The organism is Pseudoalteromonas sp. SR43-7 (assembly GCF_014163785.1).
Classification (GTDB): domain Bacteria; phylum Pseudomonadota; class Gammaproteobacteria; order Enterobacterales; family Alteromonadaceae; genus Pseudoalteromonas; species Pseudoalteromonas distincta.
The window spans coordinates 1-24,430 of sequence record NZ_JACJDY010000037.1; the positions used below are offsets into that span (position 1 = coordinate 1).

The following is a 24,430-nucleotide window of genomic DNA, read 5'->3' on the forward strand; positions in this document are numbered from 1 at the left end:
TTAGGTGCTGGAAAACAGGAAAAGCTTATGATGAATCAAAATATTTAAAAGCACTAAAAGAGAAAGGTTCTCCTCTTTTAGTGGTAGAAAAAGCTTGTTGAATGCCTCAGGGCGTGAAGCGGACGGTGGTAACGCCCCAAGCAGGGGATTTTAAGAGCGTTTTTCAGCGAGTAAAATTCCCGCTGACTTGGCTTGTTAGGTTGCTGGTCTACAACAAACACTATTGAGCCTCGACGCTGTGATAATCAGCTGATGTTTCATAACAATTGACACACACAACTGACATTTTATTAAAGGCTCGAAACTTCTTAGTCATACCATCTTCTTCATCAAACAAGGCTTCACATTTGGAACACCACGCTTGAAGGTCATTAGGTTCGCTAGAGTTTTCAATAAAGCCTACAGGTACACCTTCTGGTTTCAACAAATGGCAACAGACGACGGCTGCAACTCGCTTACCATGTTCGCCACAATCAACATACATTGGTTCAATCTCAGTGCTCATATGCAACCTAACAACTCTATCAGAGGACACTTTCCCTTTGTTAGCGCGAAAACGTCCTTATTGTATGAGTTTCTATTAATAGCAAATAGTGTAAGTTATTGCTAGCTATAAATATTATGCTTTCTGATATTTATATATACATGTAAAAAAGAGGAAGGCTTCCTCTTATTCTCGCTAAGTTAATGACACCCCCTCTGAATGACCGCTGCTCGCTCATAACTGCCTATCAATTGCACTCTACAATGTCTTATTTGATCTTCTTTGCTTATTTATTTTTTACTGTTTTTGGCTGGCTTAATAGGTTTTATAAATATATGATATTGATAATTATTTGCATTAACGGGTTTTGAAAGGTGTGTATGAAAAAGTCTATGTTAACTCTGGCGTTAGTTATGGGTTTGAGTGGTTGTAGTACAGCCACTGCGCCGCCTGATAAAAGCTCATCGTTGTATTACTCAGCACTTTATAATGCACAAGCAAAGCCTGTTAGCTCTATATTATTAGAGCCCACGCTATTAAATGCCGATGTGGTTTTAGTAGGTGAATGGCATACACACTCGGGCGTGCATTTATTTCAGGCTGAGTTATTTGAGCAATTAAGCAAAAGTAATAAACGCACTGCCCTTTCGCTTGAACAATTTAGCCGTGTCGATCAGCTTATTTTAAACCAGTATGTTAAAGGTGAAATTGGTGAGCAATACTTAATTGATAACACCCAAGCGTGGCCTAACTACAAAAGTGATTACCGTGCGTTGGTAGAGCTGACTAAAGCGAACAATAGCGATGTAATCGCTGCCAATGCCCCTAAAAATATAGTCACCTGTATTGGCAGGCAAGGCATAAGCTACCTAAATAAACTTGATGAAATACAGCAGAGCTATATTGCAGCCGCTATTGATACGTCCCCCAGTGATTATAAACAACGTTTTATGACCTCAATGCACCACGGCTCGCCGAGTCAAAACGAGAATTATTATGCTGCGCAAGTTACCTGGGATGAAACCATGGGGGAGTCTATCGTTAACTATTTAAATAATCATAAAGATGCGCAAATAATGCATATAGCGGGCGATTTTCATGTAAAAAATGGCGAAGGTATAGCGCGCGTTATTAAGCGTTTAGCGCCAGAGCTAAATGTTGTGTGGATATCGCCGGTAACGAATGTGCAAGCTAATCAAAGTGGGTATCAGTTGCAGGTTAACCCTTTGCCAACCCGTTATGTACAAAAAGAACATCAGCAAGCCGCTTTTAAAGCGTTAGGCAAGCGAGGCGAGCAAACAGCTTGCTTATAAAATAAGACATAGTTAGTGAATCTCTTAACCAGGGCTCAGGTTAACTATGTCGTCATGTATTTAGTTTAGTTATTTCGGGCTTGGTTGGTTAGCTCAACCAGCGCTTTACGTACCTCTAACGGGCTGTTGCACTGGGTTTTAAAGTTAATAAAATAATTACGCTTTTGGTTTTGTATATAAAAACCAGTGGGTAATAGGCCGCTCATTATTGGGGTGTTATCGGCTACGCCGTAGTGCTGCATTAATATGAGCGACATAGCATCTTGGTGATCTTCATTCATATGGTTAATCATGCTTTGCTGTTGGCTTTCATCCCAGTTTTTTGCCTCGCCCTGCCACTCGATTTGTTCAAGCCAAAATATTTTGCCAAAGCCGCCAATGTAACGCACTCGCACTACGTCTAATTGCCATAACTGAAAGTCGTGCGCATTGCGATAGCTAGCGGCTTCGGGGTATAGGGCAATATAGTTATCAAGTAAAGTGTGTGCTTGCTCACTTGGCACAATAGAGCCATCGCCTACGAGTGTTACGCGGCCGTGCTCGTTTTGATCGCCGTAGTCGGCGGCATCATATACAGTTAGGCTCATACGAGAGTCGTGCTTTAGATTTTTAGTGTGCTGGGCTATATCGCTAATAAAAAAGTAAACACGGCCCTGTTCGTCGCACATATAGGGGGTTACTGAGCCAAACGGGTAGCCGCGTAAATTATTAGAAATAGTCGACATGACACCGGCATTGGTTTTGTAAACCAAGGTACGTGCATCGTTTAACGCTTGCTCTCTCATAAAAACTCCTGACGTTGAGAAAAAACCATGGGTGCATCGTTATAAGGGTGAGGGTTTACGTGCAGTTTCATGGCGTACATTTGTTGTAAATTTTGTTCAGTTAATACGGTGTTTATAGGCCCACTTTGCAGCACTTTTTTGTTGTGCAGCAAAATAGCGTCGGTTGCATAAAGGCTGGCCAAATTTAGATCGTGTATTGCAATAATGGCGCTGTTACCCTGCCCTACAAACGCTTTAACGCAGCTGAGCAAAGCATGTTGATGGCGCATATCAAGTGCTGATGTAGGTTCGTCGAGCAGCATTAGTTTTGGCTCGGCTGATTGTGTAAAAGCGTTTAGCTGCGCTAAAGTACGCGCCATATGCACGCGTTGTTGCTCTCCGCCCGAAAGCGCACTTACGCGGCGAGTTAAATAATGGCTTAAATCCATAATAGCGGCGTATTTATTTACTTTTTCGCTTTGCATTTTTAATGACTCTACATACGGGTAACGGCCCATTGCAATAAGCTCAAATACAGTAAAATCAAACCCTACGTGGTTAGCTTGCATCATTACTGCACGCTGTGTGGCTAGGCTTTTTTTAGCGTGAGAGGCCAGCGGCTTAGCATTAAAGAGTACACTGCCTGTAAAGGAGTGCATACCTGCTAAGGTATGCAGCAAGGTAGATTTACCTGCGCCATTTTCACCAAGTAGTGCTACAAGTTGCCCTTGTTTAGCGCTGCCATTAATAGCGTTTAAAACGCTGTGATTATCAAAGCCAACGCTTAGATTGTTAAACGTGATCATGACCAACCTCGCTTATTTTTCACTATTAAATAAATAAACAATGGCGCACCCAATAATGCAGTAATAATGCCAATGGGTAGCTCTGATGGCATGATCACAATGCGTGCTAGCCAGTCAGAAAGTAGCAATACCACTACGCCAATTAGCATACAAAGCGGCAGCATATTACGTAAATGCGGCCCCACCATTAAGCGGGCAATATGCGGGACTACCAATCCAACAAACCCTATTAAGCCGGTAAGTGCCACAACCGCCCCTACTCCTAGTGCAACAAGTATAATTACATATAGTTTGAGCTTGTTGGTGTCTACCCCTAGGTACTGAGCTTGTGACTCGCCAATAAGGAGTAAGTTCATGGGCTCTTTTAACCGCCACAGGCCAATTAGGCTGATAAACAGTAACGGCGCAGCTTGAATAATCGTGCTCCAGCTTGCTCCGCCTAATGAGCCCATGGTCCAGTAATTTATTAATCGTAATGCACTGTCATCGGCAAAAAAGCTCAGTAGTCCAATAACCGCAAAGGCTAATGCGTTAATAGCAACCCCCACCAATATAAGTGTGGTGATATTAATTTGCCCTTGCTGCTTGGCAATAAAATATACCAGCGAGGTAACACCAAGCGCCCCTAAAAACGACGCATAAGGTAAATACAACTGCGCGTTAAAATTAAACTGCGCGCTAAGTGCTATAAACGCCACAGCAACCATAGCCGCACCCGCACTAATGCCTATAATAGATGGGTCGGCCAATGGGTTGCGGCACAGCGCTTGCGTTGACGCGCCAGTTTGGGCAAGCACCAACCCTACAAGCACTGCAAGCACAAAGCGTGGCAAACGTATTTGCATTACGACATTAATTTGCAGCGCATCAAACTGATTAAAGTACTCGGGCGCAAGCCAAGCAATGGCTAAACGCCAATCCCACCCTGCTGGCCCGTACCCTATGCTAAGTAGCGCCAAAGCAAAAATACACACAGAGGCTAATAGCATCCATTTATGGGTTTGGCTAAGTGTTACAGGCTTAAAACGGCTCAATGTTAGGGTGTTCATAAGCGAGTTTTATACTCGTCAAGCTCATTAATTGCTGTGGCTATACGCGGCGACATGCCAAGCGAAAGTAGGCTATCCATTACAAGTAAGTTACAGGTTTGCGCCGCTTTTAATAAGTGTAGTGTAGGTTGCTCACAAAAAGCCTGCTTACCGCCAAGGCTTTGTACAACGTGGGCTGGGGCTACTAAAAAGTCGGGCTGATTTATAGCCAGTACTTCACTATTTATTGCTTTAAAGCCTGAATGCGTAGCGCCTATATTAGTAATGCCTGCATAGCTAAATAATAAATTAGGGACGGTTTCTTGCCCGGCGGCAACAAGCCCGCGCTCATTAGCTGAGAGTAAAAATAGCGCGCTGTGTGTTTGCGCTTTTGCTTTTTCAGGTAACGATTTTGTAATGTGCGTAATAAGTGTTTGTGCTTTTTGCTTAGCGTTTAAATCGTCACCTAAGCGTTTTATTAGCTCAAGTAGCTCGTTAACTGAGGTCGGCTTTTTATAATGAATTAGCTTAACTCCTGTTGCCTCAATTTGCTTAAGTGCTTGGCTTCGCCCTGCGCCTTCAAGCGCTAACAAGCTGGTTGGACGCATTGAAAGTACGCCTTCTGCAGCTAAATCGCGATAATAGCCCACTTGCGGTAATTGCGTGGCTTGGTGCGGGTACATGCTCGATTGATCAACAGCTACAAGGGTATTTTGTTTGCCTAGCGCATAAATTATTTCAGTAAGGGTGCCGCCAGCGCTAATAACGCGCTCTTGTGCAAGTGCAGATTGGGCCATTAAAGCAAACAATATAAATAGGTATTTCATTACACACTCCGGTTTTATTTTTTGGCTATTATAACCAGTTAAATCTAAATGAAAATGATTATCATAATTAATTGATCTTATTTTGTCTTAGTTGTAACATCTCGGCCATAAATAATAACTATTATCATTTGGAGTTAAAATGAATCCCTCTGCGTTTAGATTTACTGCTATAGCAACCTTACTACTCGGCTCGGGCACTGCCATTGCCGAAAACATAATTGACGATCATATTGTTGTAAGTGGCTCGCGCTTTGAGCAAAAGCTTAAAGATGTAACAGGCTCCGTCACTGTTATTACCGAGCAAGACATAGAGCGTCAGCTAGCTGTAGATTTACAAACCATGTTTAAGTACGACCCAAGCATTGCAACGACAGGCAGTGGCGCAGGCGCGCAAACACTTACAGTACGTGGTGTTGGTGGTAACCGGGTTGTATTTATAAAAGATGGCCGACGCACCAACGATGGTTATGCAGGTGGAGGGGGCTATTTAGTTGGCCGTAATTATTTTGACGTAGCAGGTGTAAAACAAGTAGAAGTAGCCAAAGGTGCTGCATCGTCATTATATGGCTCTGATGCACTTGGTGGCATTGTGGTTATAACCACTAAAGATCCTAGTGATTATTTAAAAAATAACAGCAGCTTTGTAAAAATGGCGCTTGGGTATCAAGGTCAAAGTAATCAAGTTGCCGCCGATATTACTGCGGCAAAAGACTTAGGCGACTTTGCAGTAAGTGCCGTGTATAGCCACCGCGATAGCGAAGAAGTACAAAACTATGACGAAAACTTACCCGGTTATGATGCTAAGTCGGATGCTTTATTAGTTAAATTTGAGCAACAGCTTGATGAAAAACGCACACTTAAATACACCCTTGATTACTTTAATCAAACAACTGAGCAAGTAATAACCCCCGCTGTTCAAGAAACCGAAGAAGATGACACGAGTTGGTCACTGGCGCTCGATTACTATTCAGAAGTAGCAACCGCTGCGTTTGATAAATGGTACGGGCAAATGTCTTATAGTAGTTACGAGCAACAAAGCGATCAAATTAGTGGCGCAAGCACCTACACCGATTATAACGACTATCGTTTTGAGCAAAATATTTTAGGTTTAAAAGCGGTATTTAATAAAGGGTTTAACGCAGAGGGTGCCGATCATGAAGTGGTATACGGGATTGATATAGACTTATACGACACCACCCGCCCACGTTTTAAAACCCGTATTTTAGCCGATGGCACTGTTGATTTTACAGACCAAAAACAAAAAGCATTCCCGGGGGCTGATACCTCTTTAATTGGCGCTTATGTACAAGACAGTATCTCGTTTAATAATAGCGCGTGGTCGGTTATTGCGGGTGTGCGATATGATTACTACACCCTAGAGGCTAAAAATGATGAGCTATACGCCGATGCGCAGCTTGGTGATATTACCGAATCTGCTTTTTCGCCTAAGCTAGGTGCTATATACCAAGTGGATGATAACTTATCGTGGTACGGGCAATACGTACGAGGCTTTAAAATACCACCACACGACCAAGCCTATCAAAGCCACGGCGTTGAACCGTTTTATCAAATATTACCAAACGCCGATTTAGACCCTGAAAGCAGTGATTCGTTTGAGCTTGGGCTAAGATACGCCAGCAGCGAAATTAGCGTAAATTTAAGTGCTTTTTATGCAGCATACGATGACTTTATAGAAACCGCCGTAGTGGGTGTTGAGCCAACGTACATTCCTGGCGTAAACAAAACGCTGTATCAGTACCAAAATATTAGCGAAACACAAATAAGCGGTGTGGAAGCCGGAATTGCCATGTATGTAGCTGAAAATATACTACTAGAGGCAAACGTGGCTTACGTTGATGGTGAAAATAAAGAAACCGATCAGCCACTTACCAGCATTAGCCCGTTAAATGGCTCAGTATTGTTAAGTACAGAACAGGGTAATATTAACTGGACCGCCGCGTTGCGTTTGGCTAAATCGCAATCGGATGTAGTACTTGATACAAACGGTAACAAAACTACGCAAGGACATGGCTACGGCGTTGTTGATTTATACGCAAACTACGAATGGCAAGCGTGGCAGCTAAATGTAGGTGTACTTAACTTGCTCGATAAAGAATATGTACCTTTTGAGTTGATTGCAGGTCAATCACAAGCTGCTGATTTTAGCCAATACACCCAACCTGGGCGTAACTTTTCAGCCAAAATAAGCTATGAGTTTTAATTAGCTCCTAGAAAATTAAATAGCAACAAACGCTGCATGAAGCTGCAGCGTTTGTTGAGTTTATTTTTTGATATTTATAAATGACACCCATATTAATTTTTTAGTAAAGCGAGTTGCCTAGATTCTAATTGGAAGTGCATTAATAGAGGTGGTACAAAGTAGCTAGACGTTGGCATATTTACCAAACTTTGTGATTGATGATTTAGGGCTTAAAAAATTTACTGTAAAGGGGGTTAACAGTCACTATAGCGAAGACATAGTAATGATTTACAAACCATCAAAAGCTGATGGCTGGCTTAATAAACTCATGCACTCTTTGTAGAGAATTTATCAATTTAAGTTCAATGCAAAGTATTACTTAGCTAAGCAGTGGTTAGCTAATATCAGCAGCAACAATGCACTGATTACGGCCATGTTCTTTTGCATGGTAAAGTGCTTTGTCAGCACATTTGTAAACTTGGTTTATATATTTGCTGTACTCAGGACTAAAAGCATCAAACTAAGTGTATAAAAAAGGCCAGATGCTAACGCAACTGGCCTTTCATTAAAACCGTCATGTATTTAGAGATGACGGGATGTTATTTAAACTTATTTACTAACGTTTTTACGGCGTCTATTAAACCATACTAATGGAGTAAATAATAAAGCTATAAAGCCAAAACTACCACCACCGCTAGATTTTGATTCAGTTACAGGCACTGTTGCTACCGCCTCATTTTTTACCATTACAGTACTTTGTTGAGTCACAGTTGTTACACCATCACTTACGGCAACTTCAAAAACAAGCTCTTCATCTGCAGTAATAGCTGCAGGTGTGAAGCTCAAAGTTGCTGTATCAGTACCTGTGAGCGTAGCAGCACTACCGCTAACCTGAGTCCAAGCATAAGTTAGTGTTTGACCATTGCGATCTGACGCTGTTGCTGTAATTGTTCCTGTAGCCGATTCAGTAATTTCCGCTGATACACTTTCGATTAAAACAAGTGGAGCTGCGTTGTCACATGCTAGTGAATCACCCGCTACAAGCTCTGAAAATACAGGAGATAAAACGTTAGACATAGTTAGGTTATCAATCCACCAACCTAAATCATCAACTGCGCCATCTGATGAGATTCTAAAGCGTACTTTTACTAAGTTGCCGTTTAGAGCATCACCAAAATTGATAGTTTCATAATTACCATACGCGCCACTATCTTGTACGTTATTACCTGTGTATGTTTCACGTTCTTGAAGCTCTTGAGAATCGTTTTCGATTAGAACAGCGTCATAGCCAACATCAAATGTGCCGCCAATTTCAGTGGCATCAACCCAGTCACCGCCATTAACACTAACTTCTACAACACCACCATCCCAGTTTTGCTCAATACTATAGAAATGCCAAAACGAGATTTCAAAGTCGCCTGAGTAACCAACTTCGAATGGCTTACTCTCTATTGCTACATCTGATTGGAAGCCATTATTTACAAGGCGCATTGCCTGTGTGCCTAGCTCAAACCCACCTTGTTCAAAGAAGGCAATATTACCACTATTATCCATAACCTGAGTGCCAACAGCTAAGTCACCGCCAAACATTACGTTTTCTTTTAAATCTAATAGTGATGAACTTGCTACTTCCATATCATCTGAAACTACAGCTCCAACAGGCATTTCTGACTTAAAGCCCATATTTACTTCAAACGTAAGTGTTTGATCAAGTGCTTCAACGATATCATCGTCCGTTTCAATTTCAGGGAATGTGACTTCAATTTCTAGTGTTTCAGCTGTACCCGCTTCGTTCAAAGTAACTTTAATATCGTTACTAGTTATTGCTTCGTACGGTTGAACTTCACCAAAAGTAAGTAAACCATCATTTTCAAATGTTACATCATGATCGCTTATAACTGTCAGTTGCGCTGTTGTACCACTAAGTACTTCACTACCACGGTTAGTAATTGTTACGCTAACCGTACTCGTTTCGCCTTTATCTAAAATATTGTCGTTAGTACAAAAACCAAGCTCTGTACCATTGTACATGTTGTTTAAGTCAGCACTTGCAAATGCATAGCTAGAAAGCTGTGTTTTATCTGATTCAACCACACCAGTAAGGTCATTACTGAAACGATCTGGCGATACTGCGCCAAGACCCATACCACGTTTAGCAAATGCACCTACCATTAACTTGTAATCAGCAGGGTCTACTGCATAGGCAGCAGCTAAAATAGCATCACGTGCTTCAGTGTAGGTTGGTGCTATAGGTGTTAATTTGTAACCTGCAACTAAGTAATCTGCCATTCGAGTTTGTGCTTCATTAAAGCCATGCTCGTTGATAAGCGCTACGTAGTTTTCCCATAATACAGTTGCCCAAATTTCGCCGGCAGCATGAGGAGAAGCCACGCTTGTTGGTGATATACCAATATCAGCACCAGCATTTTCAGTAATATGGCGGAACGACAATGCATTTACATCTGTATCAGTTGAATAAGGAAGACGACGAATACCGAAGTAGAAGTCTTCTACAAATGTGCCGCTACCATATGCTTTTTGGAACTTATCGTTACCTGTAATATTTATATCGCTTTCTTTAGCGATAAACATTAATGAGTGGAAATCGCCCCAGCCTTCGCCCATTGCGCGGCCTTGGAAGTTAATAAGGCCTGATGAATTACCGACTAAGCGGTTACTAATGTAGTGACCCCATTCATGAGCAATAATACCATTATCAAACGTACCATCTTTTAATGTTGCTTTGGTAAACATGTCTACAGTAACAACTTCACCAGCATCAATTAGGTCATACATTGCATGACCATCAGCGTAATTTAAACCCATATTTGGAATGGTTACAGTATCGTCTTCACCGCCCATTGGTGCCGGTTCTGCCGTATCTGGGTCATTATTAACAACGATAGTTGCTATTGCACCTGCATCTTGTGCATTTTTTACTTTAATTGTAAATGAGCATGATCCACGGTCTACAATTGCAATTTTCCCTGCTAGTTCAGCAGCATTTATAGCAGGCTCACAACCATCATTAATACTTGTTGAATCTACTGTATTTCCATCATCTAAACGAACAACTTCTGCAGCCACATCACTGAATTGGTATTTACCAAAGCCAGATTCTTTTGTTGAAGCTAAAAGGCCTAAAGAGTCATGTGAAGTTACTGTAATACCAAAATCTACACCAACAGTGGCATCTTTACTGTTGTACAAGTACATTTGCATACGTGGGCTAGCACCATCAGCTGGCGTAGACATATTTGCGTTATTACGACCTGAGTTATCTTGAGCCTGTGCTTCAATCGGGTCACCTTCTACGCCGCCACGACCAAAGTTAGATACCTGCGCTACATTTGACGTTTCATCAAAGCCATGGTCATAGAAAAAATCATGTAAAAAGTTATTCATGTAAAACAAGTTAACAATAGCCGCTTTACGGTTTGCGTAGCTATTTGCGACTTCATCTACTCGATAAGGGTAGTCAAATGTGAAATCTGCTGTTGTTTCAGCGGTAAAGTCACCTTCACTAAAGTCTTGAGGTGCAACCACATCTGCGTAAGCAAATACGTTATTACCTGATGTTGTTGTTGCGTCATCAGCTAACCATGGGTCCATTGTGCTTAGTTTGCTGTAGTAAGATAGAGATACCATTGGCGCGTCTAAAATCTCAGTCTCGTCTACTTGTCCTGGGCCATCTGCAGGAATTACATCACCGTGCGGGCTTTCCATTGGGTAGCCATCTTGGTTAGCGTAAACACGGTAATTAAAGTCAGCTGCATGAGATTTCAAATCTTTCGCAAAATATACTTTGCTGTTATTTGAATCTACTACGTAGCTAAAGTAGTCACTTTCTAAAGAGCCTGCTTCTGCTACTTCTACTTCAATGTAGTAAGCTGATTTAAGCTCGCCTGCAACTTCAAAAAACACTTCTTTTGCACGTGGTGTACCTAAAACAATCTTAGAATCATCTAATGATTTAGCCTCATATTTTGCATATCCACCTTCGTTACCAATTTTACGAAGTGAGACATCAATATTTGCTAATTCACTAAATGCTTTTCTTATACTTTGCTCAGAGCTTACAAAACCAGTTAACGCAGCAAGTTTATTTTTAGATGACGACGTATCAGCAAAATAACCCGAACTTGCTACTAGGTTGTACTCTTTATCCATTAACAAGTTGTATTCGCGGTTAAAAACTTCAACACCGTTTACTTGTTGTTTGTATTTTGCACTAATAGAACCGCGTTTTTGCTCTGATAAATCAACCATAACAGCAGAAGATGCTGTTGCTTTACGATTACTAATACCTGTTAAAGTTTCAATATAAAAGTCAGCAGCATATTGATTACGGTTATCAGGTGCGATTAAATCCATGTCAGGCTTACGCTGACCTATTGCTTGCCATAAAAATGTTGCTTTACCCATTTGTGCATCGTAAATAGATTTTTGACCCGATACAGTGGCGCGTTCCGCTAAGGTTCTCTGCTGAACAGCAGCTAAAGAAGTACCCTGAGTAACTGCATTTGTAGCACTTACATCATAAAATCGAGTTTGTTCAGCGGCCGTTAGCTCACCTGCTGCTAATGTTGATGCTACAACCATGGCAATAGTTGTTAACTTAAATTGAGACATGTATCCACCTGTTTGTGTTTATTATGTTTAAACACTTAATGTTTTTAAATTGATTATTTTATGTAAACGCCTAGTTAAGTTGTTAATATACAGACTTGAATAAGGCTGAATAGCTTTAAATTTAAAGAAAAGTAAACAAAGGTAAACGAATGCAAAAAATAATTTTTACAAGTGCAGTGCCAATAATTGCAGTTTTATTACTATCTGCATGTAATAACAGTGAAAAAACAGAGGTTAACAACTCTCAGGCACAACCTAAAACAGCAGAAATCATTATAAAAGAATCATCTAAGAACCAGAAAAGTGACACTATTTTCCCTAAAAAAGAAAGTAGTCAAGGTGTTATTAAAAATGCATCTAAAAGCATAAATTCATCGGGTGATAAACTTATCTTTAACTCTGAGCAGTTATTTAAAGGCGACGTTATTTATAATCAGAACTTAAAACAAAAAGGGGTAGTAACAGGTACTCTTACAATTACATTAAATACCGATTCTGTGCCTGATGAGTTAAAAAATAATTATGAGTTAGTCAAGTCAACAGCTCACAATTACACATTACTTGTTGAAAAGGATGTTGATATTGCACAATTGTCTAGTGCTCTAAACAGCTATAGCTCAGTGAGCAATGTAGAAATTGCAATTAACTATTCACCTATCGAAACACACTATTAATCAGCAACAATGCACTGATTTCGGCCATTTTCTTTCGCATGGTAAAGTGCTTTGTCTGCACATTTGTAAACTTGGTCTATGTCGTTACTGTGCTCAGGCCAAGTTGCAATCCCAATAGAAATTGTTATAAAGCCGATAGTTTCCATATTTGTAGACTCAACAGTTTCACGTAGTCGCTCTGCTATTTTTAGCGCACTTTGGCTGTTTTCATTAGGCAAGACAAGTACAAATTCTTCACCACCTATACGTGCTACGATATCGTCTTTTCGAGATAATTTTTTGATAATATCAGTAAGCGATTTAAGAGCTTCATCTCCTTTATCATGGCCAAAGGTATCGTTAACTCGCTTAAAGAAATCGATGTCTATTTCTAAAATAGCAAATGGAGTTTGCTTAAACATCAATTGGTTTAATAAACCGTTTAAACTCCTACGGTTATGAGTATCAGTTAGGGGATCTGTTTGCGCATCATGACGAAGCTGACCTATCTGCATTTGCAAAGTATTAACTCCATTGAGCATTGCAATTTTTAGTCTTAGGCTTTCAAAGTACCAAGATTTAACACTTTTTAGCTCTTCAATACTTGTTGGATCGTCAAGTGTATTTGCTTTGTCTGCTAGTTGTTTTAAAGGCCTGGAAATAAAGTGAGCAAAAAAACCGATTAAAAGAAACGTAATAACAGCCATCGGTAATGTACGTTTTATTACTTCAGTTATGAGTAAATCAAGTGACGAAAGCGTTGCTCTTACAGGGCGCTGAGCGACAATTACCCATTTTGCTTTAGGCACGGAGGAAAAGCCTGCTAGCATTTCTATCTCTTGGCTATTTTTAACAATAGAAGTACCGCTTTGGCCTGTAATCATATTATTAGTGATTGAATTATTTGTGACGACTGTCCCTATTAGTGCCTGATCTGGGTGATAGAGAATTCGCCTACTGGCATCGACCACATAAATATATGTTCCACCCTCATAATAATGCTGCTCTAACAAGCTATTTAAAATATTACGCTCCTTTAGATAAAGGGAGCCACCAATATAACCAAGGTAATCTCCACTTTGATCAAACAAAGGATGAGAAATAAAAACAATAAAGTTCCCAGCAGCCGACATATAAGGCGCGCTGATTAATGGTCTTTTTTCTTGTAGCGCTTGTACAGCGCCAGGTGAGTGGATTGATTCACCAATAAGTTGCGGAAATTTAGGAGAGGTTGCGACAACAACACTATGCTTATTAATTACAACCGAGTTAAAGCTATTCGTTTGTAAGTGTAAGCGGGTCGCTTCTTGGTTTAATAAATCTTCATCATCAACTCTTTGCTCTATTTTTTTAGCTGAATAGGCCAGTTGTTGCATTGCGGATTCTAAAAAATTATCTGTTGCTGATGCCAGTTTATTGGCATAAGCATAGTTACTTTTTAGCGTGTAAGCCGTTAACTGCTCCTTTTGTACTTGGTAGGTAGAATAAAAGCTACTTACTAAAGTACTAATAGAAGCCGTAATAGCTAAAAGCAAAATCAGAAATCGAAGATTTAAAGCCGTTAATAATTTTTTTCGCAAACGTATGCCATCCTAAGTACAGGTATTCAGTACCCGAACCTATAATTGTATATAAAGCCCGCAATTATACCCTCTTGAAAATTTATTATCTAATATTAACAAAGCCACAAAAAATATAACTAAATATAACTTTTCGCTAATAGCAAAATTATAAATTTTCTTTAACTTTTACAATACGTTATTGGTTCCTCTGCAAAAAATCCTTCTTTTGCAGTTACCTCAAAAAGTAGTTAAGCTGCTTACACTTATCTACTTTTTAGCTTTGGAGTGTGTTTTGCTAAATAAGTGTATTGTATCGTCTATCGTTTTTTTATCTGGGTGCTTAATGCCATTACAATCCTCGCTTGCTAAACCCGTGCTTTCTCTTGAACAACAACTTGGGCAAAAGCTAATACTCGACTTTCGTTACTTCTGCCAGCAAGGAGTAAGTAATAAATGCCGAACTCCAATGACCGAGTTACCTAATGAACTCGCTACCGCTATTGCAAAATACGATATTGGTGGGGTAATTTTATTTTCTGAAAACACTCAATCGATAGAGCAAACAATTGCGCTTAATAGCCAATTGCAAACAGCTGCAAGTAAATCCAGTAGTAAGCTGCCGCTATTTATATCAATAGATCAAGAAGGCGGACGTGTAGCGCGTTTACCACGCGATGTTGCCACCTCATTTACCGGTAATATGTCGATTGGCGCAACCTACAAAAAACACGGTACAAGCTTTGCGACAAAAACAGCAACAGTAATAGCTAAAGAGCTAAATTCGCTGGGTATAAATGTAAACTACGCGCCCACGGTTGATGTAAACATGAATCCCGGCAACCCAGTTATTAACGTACGCTCGTTTGGTGAAAACCCTGCATTAGTGAGTAAATTGGGCGCCGCACAGGTTGCAGGATTTGAAAGCAATGGCGTGATTACCTCGTTAAAGCACTTTCCTGGTCACGGCGATACAAACGTAGATAGCCATACAGGTTTGCCTAAAGTAAACCATGCAAAAGAAGTTATTTACGAGCAAGACCTAGCACCGTTTAAACACATTATCGCCAAGCAAAACCCAGGTATGATAATGACGGCGCATATTCAATACCCAGCGATTGATAGCACAACGTTTATAAGTGTTAATGGCAAAACGATGATAAAACCGGCAACAATGTCGCGCGCAATCATTACTGACATTTTACGTGGCGAGCTTAATTACCAAGGAGTTGTAGTAACTGATGCACTTGATATGGCTGGTATTAGTAACTTCTTCACGCCAACTCAAGCGGTAATAAATACATTTGCCGCTGGAGCTGACATTGCCCTAATGCCTATTGAAATTAGAACACCAGATGATTTAAATAAACTCGATGATCTTATTAAAGATCTTGTTGCAGCGGTTAAATCAAATCAACTTGATGAGCAAGAAATAGCACAATCGGCACAGCGTATAATTACACTTAAAAATAAATTTAGATTAAGCACTAATTTTGACCCTATTACCGCGCTCATAAATGCAAAGCAAACAATTGGCAGTGCAGCACATCGCGAAATAGAAGCGCAGCTTGCTGTAGAGGCAATAACGGAGGTTAAAAATAATAACAGTACTTTGCCGCTTAATTTAAAAGCAGGAAGTAATATTCATATTATTATGCCCGACACGCGTAAATGTATGGCAATGCAGCAAGCAATTGAAGCTATCAGCCAGCAGAAACTTAACTATAGCTGTAGTAGTTTACAAGGGTTTAATCCAGCACATGCAAAAGCACAAATACAGGCTGCTGATGTAGTTATCGCCGGTAATGCAACGCCTAATCAAAGTGCGGTCGAAATTGGCGGTATGGATGATTTAATAGATGATTCAAATTTTGCACTTAATAATGCAGAGCAGCCAAAAGCACTTGAGTCATTATTAAAAGTGGCAAAGCAGAGTAATAAAGGCACTGTATTTATAAGCCTAAGAGCACCTTATGACATTGCTAAATTTGGCGATTATGCAAATGCCGTACTTGCATCGTATGCATATAATATTGATGTAGATAAAAACGATATTGTGTCTGGTCCTGCTTTTACCGCACTTGCAAAAGTGTTACTAGGAGAAGCAACGGCTAACGGTGTATTACCTGTCACAATAAAACCGCAAAAGGCGCACTAATATGAAGCTCAATTGTGATTTAGGCGAAAGCTTTGGCGCATGGAAAATGGGGCTAGACGATAACGTTATGCCACATATTGATATGGCAAATATTGCGTGTGGGTTTCATGCAGGTGATGCCGACGTAATGGCAAACACTCTTGTACTTGCCAAGCAACATAACGTACAAATTGGTGCTCACCCAAGCTACCCAGACAAGCAGGGCTTTGGTAGGCGCTCAATGGTACTTAGCGAAAAAGAGCTTACAAATTGCCTGCATTATCAAATAGCCGCTATTGAGGGGATGGCAAAAGTACAAGGTTTAACACTTTGCTATGTAAAACCCCATGGCGCACTTTATAACGACATGATGGAAAATGATAAAATATTACAAACCGTTATAAATGCAATTGCCAGCTACCCAATAGATTTAAAGCTAATGATTTTAGCGACTAAAAATGCCAATAAGCACATTCAAATAGCTAAAGATTCAGGAGTTGATCTAATACTTGAGGCATTCGCCGATAGGCAGTACACCGACGACGGGCATTTAGTGTCACGAACACTTGAGGGTAGCGTTCACAATAAAGCTGCATTACTAAAACAAGTAACTCAGCTTTTATCCGATGGCAGCGTGACAACACAAACTGGAAAAAAACTAACGCTCAACGCCCATAGCTTATGCGTACATGGCGACAACGCTGATGGCATAGCGCTTATAAAAGACATAAAAGCCCTGTGTAACTCAGCTAACTAAACACTTTTACACAACCACAAATAGAAGCTGTAAACCCCCTTTACAGCTTTAACTCATAGATTTAAATAAGAGCTTCATCGCATCCTACTGTTAATTTAATAATCCCTAACATATAACTACTTAGCAAATTAAAAAAAGTAACAACAGGGATAAAAATGAAAAAGCTTTTAACACTTAGCCTCATTTTAGGCTGTAGCAATTTAGCCTACGCTGAAACAAATACACTACAACTGGAAGACGTGTTTAATTTAGAATATGCTAATCAAATAGATATAACCGAAGACGGTAAAACTGTTTATTTTGTGCGTAACCGAATGGATATAAAAACAGATCGCAAAGTGGGTAATATTTGGTCTGTTGATTACAAAACCAAACAAATGCAGCCGCTAACCTCTGGCGTACATATGGATTATTCGCCAGTACTCTCTCCTGATGGTCAACGCCTTGCGTTTATATCAACCCGCGATGGCAGCAGCCAAATATATATTAAATGGCTTAAAACAGGTGCTATGGCAAAAATTAGTAACTTAACGAGTAGTCCACGTTCGATTACATGGAGCCCTGATTCTAACCAATTAATATTTAGCATGTTTGTCCCAAGCGCTAATTCAGCGCCAGTGAGCTTACCAGGTAAACCAAAAGGCGCAACCTGGGCAAAGCCCGCCAAATTTATTGATGATGTTTATTACCGTTCAGATGGTGGCGGTTACACACAAAAAGGTTTTAGCCAATTATTTTCCATAGATGCTAACGGAGGTAATGCTAAACAACTCACTGATGATGAATTTGATAACGCGGGCGATGTAAGTTTTAGTAAAGACGGTAAATCACTTTATTTTTCTGCGAACAGGCACACAAACAACCAGCTAAAACCCACAAATAGTGAAATTTATAAACTCGATTTGGCCTCGCAAAGTATAACTGAAATTACTGATCGAAATGGTCCTGATGAGCAGCCTAAAGTATCGCCCGATGGTCGTTACTTAGCGTACACAGGTTATGACGATAAACGCACTAACTACGAAAATGCTCAACTTTACATTCGTGATTTAAAAACAGGTAACACAACTAGCTTAACGCCAAATTTTGATCGAAGTGTTGGGCAAATAAAATGGAGTGCCAATTCAAAAGGTGTGTACTTTAGTTACGCCGATAAAGGTCAAACCGCCCTCGCCTATCAACCACGTAGTGGTAAGCGTAAAATAATAACGGAGCAAATTGGCAGCGTTGCCTTTGGACGCCCTTATTCTGGTGGCGACTTTGATGTAAGCGAAGATGGCGAGGTAGCCTTTACCCTTGCCGATACCCGGCGCCCTGCTGATATAGCAACAATTAAACGCGGTAAAGTGCAGCGTTTAACTACCCTTAATGCAGATGCATTGGGTGACAAAGCTTTGGCTAAAGTGGAAGAAATTTGGATTAAATCAAGTCACGATGAGCTACCAATCCAAGGTTGGGTTGCTTACCCACCTGAATTTGATAGCAGTAAAAAATATCCGCTAATACTAGAAATACACGGCGGCCCTGTCGCTAATTATGGCCCACATTTTAGCGCTGAAATTCAACTTTTTGCAGCCAAAGGCAATATCGTTTTATACATGAACCCACGTGGTAGTGATTCATACGGTAAAGGGTTTGCACAAACTATTCATCACAATTACCCAAGTAACGATTTTGACGACTTAATGACAGGTGTTGATGCGCTAATAGCGAAAGGCTTTATTGACGAGTCTAAATTGTTTGTAACCGGTGGCTCTGGTGGCGGTGTATTAACTGCATGGATTGTGGGTCATACAGATCGCTTTGCTGCGGCTGTAGTTGCCAAACCGGTTATTAATTGGATCAGTTTTGTACTAACTGCCGATTTTTACCCGTTTTTTGCTGATTATTGGTTCCCAGGTAAACCATGGGATCACATTGAGCATTACATGAAACGCTCGCCTATTAGCTATGTTGGAAACGTCAAAACTCCTACTATGTTGCTCACTGGGGAATCTGACTACCGAACACCAATTTCAGAAACTGAACAGTTTTATCAAGCATTAAAACTACAAGGCGTTGATACTGCAATGGTGCGAATTCCTGATGCATCGCATGGTATTACAGCTCGCCCATCAAACTTAATGACCAAAGTTGCTTATATTCAATGGTGGTTTGATAAACACACTAAATAACCTAAAATTAGTATAATATTTATAGCTCAAATAAAAGCCACTTTAAATAAGTGGCTTTTGTATTTATCGCCGTAGTATTCAAACTGTAAACCCCCTTTACACTTCTGTGACAGTTAAATATCGGACTTAGCTAAAACTTCAGTTAGTAAAATTTCGGTTTATAGCATTTTTTGCAACTTGAGTTGGTAAAAAATCGGTTTGAGTCACTGTTTATAGCCTATCAGTTAGTAAAATTTTGTTTTATCGTACGGAGAAGTTAGTAAAAAATCGGTTTATAAATTCGCTAAGTTTGTCTATTAAAGCAAAAATCAGTCACTTACCTGCCTTTTAAAGTTGTTGTAAACGCTTTTTACAGCAAAATCACCCCAAATATGCCCTTTTATGAAAGGTTAGTTAAACTCTGATCTGTAAATTCACTCAGGTAGTTAAATAGTGATCCAACATGATTTGGTTAACCTGAACTCTGGATAATAAATCTATCTCGAGCAGCTATTTTCAGCCCTAACTGCGTTGAATTTACTTGCAATAGGCTAGCTATTGACGCGTAAATTCGCCTTGTTTTGACTGAAAATCTCTGGCTAGAGAAAAAATTCAAATATCACCATGATTCAATACGTTAGTAAATCTCTTAACCAGAGCTCAGGTTAGTTAAAATCTGATCTAAATAAAAATTAAAACAATAAAAAAGGGCCTATTGGCCCTTGAGTAACACTATCTAGTTAGGAATTAAAACTGGTTCATGGTGTTGTCTTCACCACCGGCTTTTAGCGCGTTATCACCAGAGAAGTATTCTTTGTGTGTATCGCCCATGTTAGACCCTGCTAGGTCTTGGTGCTTAACAGAAGCTTGCTCGCGGCGAATTTCTTGGCGTTGTACATCACGCACGTAAGCCAGCATACCCATATCGCCAAAGTAACCTTCTGATAAAATATCAGTGCTTAGCGCAGCTGTATGATACGTAGGCAGAGTAATTAAGTGATGGAAAATACCTGCTTCACGTGCGCCATCGCGCTGGAAGTTTTGCACTAGTAAATCGGCTGCTTGTGCAAGCTCTGTTGCATCCATTTCTGGTGCCATAAGGCCTTTATTATCGCCAAGGCTTGGGTAAGCACTAAGGTCACGGCCAGCTTCTTCCCACTCTTGATACACTTGCTCACGAAACTTAAGGGTCCAGTTAAACGAAGGCGAGTTGTTGTATACCAGTTTTGCATTTGGCACCTGTTCTTTTACACGATTCACCAGTTCTGCAATTTGTTTAACATGTGGTTTTTCTGTTTCAATCCACAGTAAATCAGCGCCCGACTGCAAGCTAGTAATACAATCTAATACTACGCGGTCTTTTTCAGTGCCTTCGCGGAACTGGTATAAACCGTTATCTAGGCGAGTTGGTTTACATAACTGGCCATTAATTTTCATTGCCGTATCGCCTTCATTTAAATCATCAACACCGTTAATTGGCGTAGTTTCTAAAAATGCATTGTATTGGCTTGCTAAATCACCTGGTGTTTGCGACACAGGTACTTTTTGAGTAAGGCTGGCGCCTAATGAATCTGTACGCGCCACAATAATGCCGTTATCAATACCTAGCTCTAAAAAGGCGTAACGTACTGCGTTAATTTTTGCTAAAAAGTCTTCGTGTGGAACGGTAACTTTACCCGCTTGGTGACCACATTGTTTGGCGTCAGATACTTGGTTTTCTATTTGAATGGCACATGCACCGGCTTCAATCATTTTTTTAGCCAGTAAGTAAGTTGCTTCTTCGTTACCAAAACCGGCATCAATATCAGCAATAATTGGCACAACATGGGTTTCAAAGTTGTCTATTTTATCAATAACAGCTTGAACATCGCCGCCGTTCGCTTTTGCTTCATCTAGGTCGTTAAACAAGTGATCTAGTTCACGTGCATCAGCTTGCTTTAAAAACGTGTAAATTTCTTCAATTAGCGCAGGTACCGATGTTTTTTCATGCATGCTTTGATCTGGCAGCGGACCAAATGCAGAGCGAAGCGCTGCAACCATCCAGCCACTCAAGTATACATAGCTGCGTTTAGTTGTTTTTTGATGGCGCTTAATAGCCATCATCATTTGTTGGGCAGTAAAGCCATGCCAACAGCCTAAAGATTGCGTGTACTGGCTTGTGTCGGCGTCATATGCAGCCATATCTTCACGCATTACGTCTGCTGTGTATTGCGCAATTTCAATCCCTGTGCGAAAACGGTTTTGTAAACGCATGCGACTTGCGTATTCAGGGTTAATAGCTTTCCATGCGCTGCCTTGTGTTTGGCAAAGAGTAGAAAGTGTGTCTGTTTCGCGTTGATATGTTGTCATAATAAAATCCTTCGAACGAGTGTGTAAATTATTTTAATGTTGTGAGAGTGGCTAGGAGTGTGTTCCGTAGCGCTTAATTCAACATTAGGCTCCTTTTCTAGATTTAGTAAATTTATAGTTGTTATTGTGGCTATATATTTTGTGAATGGCTAAAAAGCACTCAACATTGCCTTTTTGAGTTATTGTTGCCTTACGCACAAGCACACAACAACATCGCGACCGTTTAAAGGAAGGCAACTATGTCCCACACTCTCACACATTCAGGACTCAGCGTAGACACACAACTCGCTGATTTCGTTAAAAATCAATTACTCCCTGGCACTCACTTAAGTGAGTCACAATTTTGGCAAAGTTTTGCACATATCGTTCAAACACTTACCCCTATTAATAAGGCACTGCTTGAAAAGCGAGAGCTGCTTCAACAGCAAATAGACGACTACCATCTTGCTAATAAAACCTGGGATAGCGCTAAATACCAAGCCTTTTTGCAAGATATTGGCTATTTAGTTAAAGAGCCTGCCAACTTTGAAATTGAAACCCAAAATGTAGAGCCCGAAGTGGCCCTTACAGCAGGCCCTCAGTTGGTTGTGCCTGTAAGTAATGCACGCTTTGCTCTTAATGCCGCTAACGCTCGCTGGGGCTCGTTATACGACGCCTTATATGGTACTGATGTGTTAAGCGAAGATGACGGGGCTGAAAAAGGTAATACCTACAACCCTGTTCGTGGTTTTAAGGTAATGGCCTACGCTCGCCAGCTTTTAGATAAAGCATTGCCGCTGACCAATGGCTCCCATATAGAAAGCACGAATTACTCAGTAGTAGATGGCGCACTTTTAATTACCTTGCGTGACAGCTCTCAAACCACATTAGCTAACCCATCTCAGCTTATTGGTTATCAAGGAGAAGCACAAAACCCAACTGTAGTGTTATTAAAAAACAATGACCTACATATAGAACTACATATCGATCACCACCACATTATTGGCCAAGCAGATAAAGCAGGCTTAAAAGATGTAGTGCTAGAGGCCGCGCTTACCACCATTATGGATTGTGAAGATTCAGTAGCTGCGGTAGATGCAGAAGACAAAGTACAAGTTTATAAAAATTGGCTTGGGTTGATGCAAGGTAACTTAGTTGAATCGTTTAAAAAAGGCGATAAAACTGTTGAGCGTACCCTACAAAGTGATAAAACATACACCGCACTTGATGGCGGCACCGTTACTTTAAAAGGCCGTAGCATGATGTTTGTTAGAAACGTTGGCCATTTAATGACGAACCCTGCTATTACCGATGTGTTTAATCAACCGGTATTTGAAGGCATTATGGATGCGATGTTTACAGCCACTGCTGCCCTGCACGACTTAAATAAAAAAACAGGTATCAAAAACTCAAGCGCGCAAAGTATTAATATAGTAAAACCAAAAATGCATGGCCCAGAAGAGGTGGCATTTACTAACACTTTATTTAGCTTAGTAGAGGAAGCGCTAAGCTTACCTAAAAACACCCTTAAAATGGGGATTATGGATGAGGAACGCCGTACTTCTGTAAACCTAAAAGCGTGTATTTACGCAGCTAAAGAGCGTGTTGTATTTATTAATACTGGATTTTTAGATAGAACAGGCGATGAAATTCATACCTCTATGCAAGCAGGCGTTGTACTTCCAAAAGCACAGATTAAGCAGCAAGCATGGATACAAGCTTATGAGGATCGCAATGTCGATATTGGCCTTGCTTGTGGCTTAAGTCATAAAGCACAAATAGGTAAAGGCATGTGGCCAATGCCAGATAAAATGGCATTAATGATGGAGCAAAAACAAGCTCATCCTAAATCAGGCGCTAATACAGCATGGGTGCCCTCCCCTACAGCCGCTACCCTGCATGCAATGCATTATCACGATATAAACGTATTTACTGAGCAGCAAAGTATAGCTAAACGTACTATTGCGAGTCTTAATGACCTGCTTACACCGCCGCTAATGACAGACCCTAAAACGCTTTCAAAAGAAGATATTCAAAGTGAGCTAGAAAATAACGCACAAGGTATTTTAGGTTACGTTGTACGTTGGATTGATCAAGGCGTAGGCTGCTCAAAAGTACCCGACATTAACCATATCGGTTTAATGGAAGACAGAGCCACACTGCGTATTTCAAGCCAGCATATGGCTAATTGGTTGCTAAATGGCGTGTGCTCACAAGCGCAAATAAAATCAACAATGGCTAAAATGGCCAAAGTGGTTGATGGACAAAACGAGCATGACACTGCGTATACACCCATGGCAACAAGCGAAGAAACCCTTAATAACAGCATTGCCTATCAAGCCGCTACTGCATTAGTTTTAGAGGGCGTAACCCAACCTAGTGGTTACACTGAACCACTACTACATAGCTACCGTATAAAATATAAAGCACAAAAGTCGAATACGCTTTAACTGCTTAATCAAAGTTAAAATTAAGTACTAAACCAGCTTTTAAGCTGGTTTTTTATCGCCTAAAATTAGAATAACAGCACTTTTAAGGCATTTTAAAAATATATATTCAAATAAGCATAATACACATGAATATCTAACATTTATTCAAACGTAAAAAAGCGTGTTTTGCATACACAAAACACGCTTTTTAAGGCTTTTAATCGTATACATTTAATTGTACTAGCTCAGACTTGATCTGACAGTTACCCGTTTTTTAATCGGTGACTGTCAGTCTAGATTTGAGCTAAATTTTTCTCAGCCCAGATCAATTTTCCATCTAATAAAGTTTCTAATGGCGTT

At 40.3% G+C, this 24,430-nt stretch carries 15 protein-coding genes; 7 read left to right on the top strand and 8 right to left on the bottom strand.

Annotation, left to right across the window (positions count from 1 at the left end):
- Positions 1–220: 220 nt before the first annotated feature.
- Positions 221–505 carry a hypothetical protein gene (locus tag H5087_RS19300; protein ID WP_182673067.1) on the bottom strand — a complete coding sequence of 95 codons (285 nt, stop codon included), beginning with the start codon at positions 503–505 and terminating at the stop codon, positions 221–223.
- A gap of 359 nt (positions 506–864) precedes the next feature.
- Here H5087_RS19300 and H5087_RS19305 point away from each other — a divergent pair, with 359 nt between their 5' ends.
- Positions 865–1,797, top strand: coding sequence for a ChaN family lipoprotein (locus tag H5087_RS19305; protein WP_182673068.1), 933 nt, complete (start codon positions 865–867; stop codon positions 1,795–1,797).
- A 65-nt stretch (positions 1,798–1,862) separates the two neighbouring features.
- Here the strand turns inward: H5087_RS19305 and H5087_RS19310 are convergent, their stop codons facing one another.
- From H5087_RS19310 to H5087_RS19325, 4 genes are read right to left on the bottom strand one after another with little or no spacing between them, the layout of a single operon-like run.
- Positions 1,863–2,582: a HugZ family protein gene (locus H5087_RS19310; protein ID WP_182673069.1), complete on the bottom strand. Its 720-nt coding sequence runs from the start codon at positions 2,580–2,582 to the stop codon at positions 1,863–1,865.
- Positions 2,579–3,367, bottom strand: a complete 789-nt coding sequence (locus H5087_RS19315; RefSeq protein ID WP_182673070.1) for a heme ABC transporter ATP-binding protein — start codon at positions 3,365–3,367, stop codon at positions 2,579–2,581. The genes H5087_RS19310 and H5087_RS19315 overlap by 4 nt, the downstream gene beginning before the upstream one ends.
- Entirely contained in the window at positions 3,364–4,416 is a 1,053-nt protein-coding gene (locus tag H5087_RS19320; RefSeq protein WP_182673071.1) for an iron ABC transporter permease, read from the bottom strand. The genes H5087_RS19315 and H5087_RS19320 overlap by 4 nt, the downstream gene beginning before the upstream one ends.
- Positions 4,413–5,222, bottom strand: coding sequence for a hemin ABC transporter substrate-binding protein (locus H5087_RS19325; RefSeq protein WP_182673072.1), 810 nt, complete (start codon positions 5,220–5,222; stop codon positions 4,413–4,415). The genes H5087_RS19320 and H5087_RS19325 overlap by 4 nt, the downstream gene beginning before the upstream one ends.
- Before the next feature lie 139 nt (positions 5,223–5,361).
- On the opposite strand from H5087_RS19325, the gene H5087_RS19330 reads away from it, so the two are divergent.
- Positions 5,362–7,443 (top strand): TonB-dependent hemoglobin/transferrin/lactoferrin family receptor, encoded by a 2,082-nt coding sequence (locus tag H5087_RS19330; protein ID WP_182673073.1) that lies wholly within the window; start codon positions 5,362–5,364, stop codon positions 7,441–7,443.
- A gap of 588 nt (positions 7,444–8,031) precedes the next feature.
- Here the strand turns inward: H5087_RS19330 and H5087_RS19335 are convergent.
- Entirely contained in the window at positions 8,032–12,054 is a 4,023-nt protein-coding gene (locus H5087_RS19335) for a rhombosortase-dependent M36 family metallopeptidase (RefSeq protein WP_182673074.1), read from the bottom strand.
- Positions 12,055–12,203: 149 nt separating this feature from the next.
- Between H5087_RS19335 and H5087_RS19340 the strand changes: the two genes are divergently transcribed.
- Complete coding sequence (locus H5087_RS19340) at positions 12,204–12,728, top strand: hypothetical protein (RefSeq protein ID WP_024596041.1); 525 nt, start codon at positions 12,204–12,206, stop codon at positions 12,726–12,728.
- Here H5087_RS19340 and H5087_RS19345 read toward each other — a convergent pair.
- Positions 12,725–14,242 carry a sensor domain-containing diguanylate cyclase gene (locus H5087_RS19345; RefSeq protein ID WP_182673079.1) on the bottom strand — a complete coding sequence of 506 codons (1,518 nt, stop codon included), beginning with the start codon at positions 14,240–14,242 and terminating at the stop codon, positions 12,725–12,727. The genes H5087_RS19340 and H5087_RS19345 overlap by 4 nt on opposite strands.
- Positions 14,243–14,612: 370 nt before the next feature.
- On the opposite strand from H5087_RS19345, the gene H5087_RS19350 reads away from it, so the two are divergent.
- The 3 genes from H5087_RS19350 to H5087_RS19360 all read left to right on the top strand — a co-directional run bounded on the left by H5087_RS19350 (position 14,613) and on the right by H5087_RS19360 (position 19,334).
- Positions 14,613–16,424 carry a glycoside hydrolase family 3 protein gene (locus H5087_RS19350; RefSeq protein WP_182673075.1) on the top strand — a complete coding sequence of 604 codons (1,812 nt, stop codon included), beginning with the start codon at positions 14,613–14,615 and terminating at the stop codon, positions 16,422–16,424.
- 1 nt (position 16,425) lies between these two features.
- A complete protein-coding gene (locus H5087_RS19355) occupies positions 16,426–17,160 on the top strand; it encodes a 5-oxoprolinase subunit PxpA (RefSeq protein ID WP_182673076.1) in 735 nt (244 codons plus the stop codon).
- A 155-nt stretch (positions 17,161–17,315) separates the two neighbouring features.
- Positions 17,316–19,334, top strand: a complete 2,019-nt coding sequence (locus H5087_RS19360) for a S9 family peptidase (RefSeq protein WP_182673077.1) — start codon at positions 17,316–17,318, stop codon at positions 19,332–19,334.
- Positions 19,335–20,060: 726 nt separating this feature from the next.
- Here H5087_RS19360 and H5087_RS19365 read toward each other — a convergent pair.
- Positions 20,061–21,662 carry an isocitrate lyase gene (locus tag H5087_RS19365; RefSeq protein WP_138490125.1) on the bottom strand — a complete coding sequence of 534 codons (1,602 nt, stop codon included), beginning with the start codon at positions 21,660–21,662 and terminating at the stop codon, positions 20,061–20,063.
- Positions 21,663–21,901: 239 nt separating this feature from the next.
- Between H5087_RS19365 and H5087_RS19370 the strand changes: the two genes are divergently transcribed.
- The gene (locus tag H5087_RS19370; protein WP_182673078.1) at positions 21,902–24,091 is read left to right on the top strand and encodes a malate synthase G; all 2,190 of its coding nucleotides are present in this window, start codon (positions 21,902–21,904) and stop codon (positions 24,089–24,091) included.
- The last annotated feature ends 339 nt before the right edge of the window (positions 24,092–24,430 follow it).

Bases quoted from the DNA above. Each gene is read 5' to 3' on its own strand.
- H5087_RS19330 (WP_182673073.1), top strand. From the start codon at position 5,362: ATGAATCCCTCTGCGTTTAGATTTACTGCTATAGCAACCTTACTACTC.
- H5087_RS19355 (WP_182673076.1), top strand. From the start codon at position 16,426: ATGAAGCTCAATTGTGATTTAGGCGAAAGCTTTGGCGCATGGAAAATG.
- H5087_RS19315 (WP_182673070.1), bottom strand. From the start codon at position 3,367: ATGATCACGTTTAACAATCTAAGCGTTGGCTTTGATAATCACAGCGTT.
- H5087_RS19305 (WP_182673068.1), top strand. From the start codon at position 865: ATGAAAAAGTCTATGTTAACTCTGGCGTTAGTTATGGGTTTGAGTGGT.
- H5087_RS19370 (WP_182673078.1), top strand. From the start codon at position 21,902: ATGTCCCACACTCTCACACATTCAGGACTCAGCGTAGACACACAACTC.
- H5087_RS19340 (WP_024596041.1), top strand. From the start codon at position 12,204: ATGCAAAAAATAATTTTTACAAGTGCAGTGCCAATAATTGCAGTTTTA.
- H5087_RS19335 (WP_182673074.1), bottom strand. From the start codon at position 12,054: ATGTCTCAATTTAAGTTAACAACTATTGCCATGGTTGTAGCATCAACA.
- H5087_RS19300 (WP_182673067.1), bottom strand. From the start codon at position 505: ATGAGCACTGAGATTGAACCAATGTATGTTGATTGTGGCGAACATGGT.
- H5087_RS19310 (WP_182673069.1), bottom strand. From the start codon at position 2,582: ATGAGAGAGCAAGCGTTAAACGATGCACGTACCTTGGTTTACAAAACC.
- H5087_RS19325 (WP_182673072.1), bottom strand. From the start codon at position 5,222: ATGAAATACCTATTTATATTGTTTGCTTTAATGGCCCAATCTGCACTT.
- H5087_RS19350 (WP_182673075.1), top strand. From the start codon at position 14,613: ATGCCATTACAATCCTCGCTTGCTAAACCCGTGCTTTCTCTTGAACAA.
- H5087_RS19365 (WP_138490125.1), bottom strand. From the start codon at position 21,662: ATGACAACATATCAACGCGAAACAGACACACTTTCTACTCTTTGCCAA.
- H5087_RS19320 (WP_182673071.1), bottom strand. From the start codon at position 4,416: ATGAACACCCTAACATTGAGCCGTTTTAAGCCTGTAACACTTAGCCAA.
- H5087_RS19360 (WP_182673077.1), top strand. From the start codon at position 17,316: ATGAAAAAGCTTTTAACACTTAGCCTCATTTTAGGCTGTAGCAATTTA.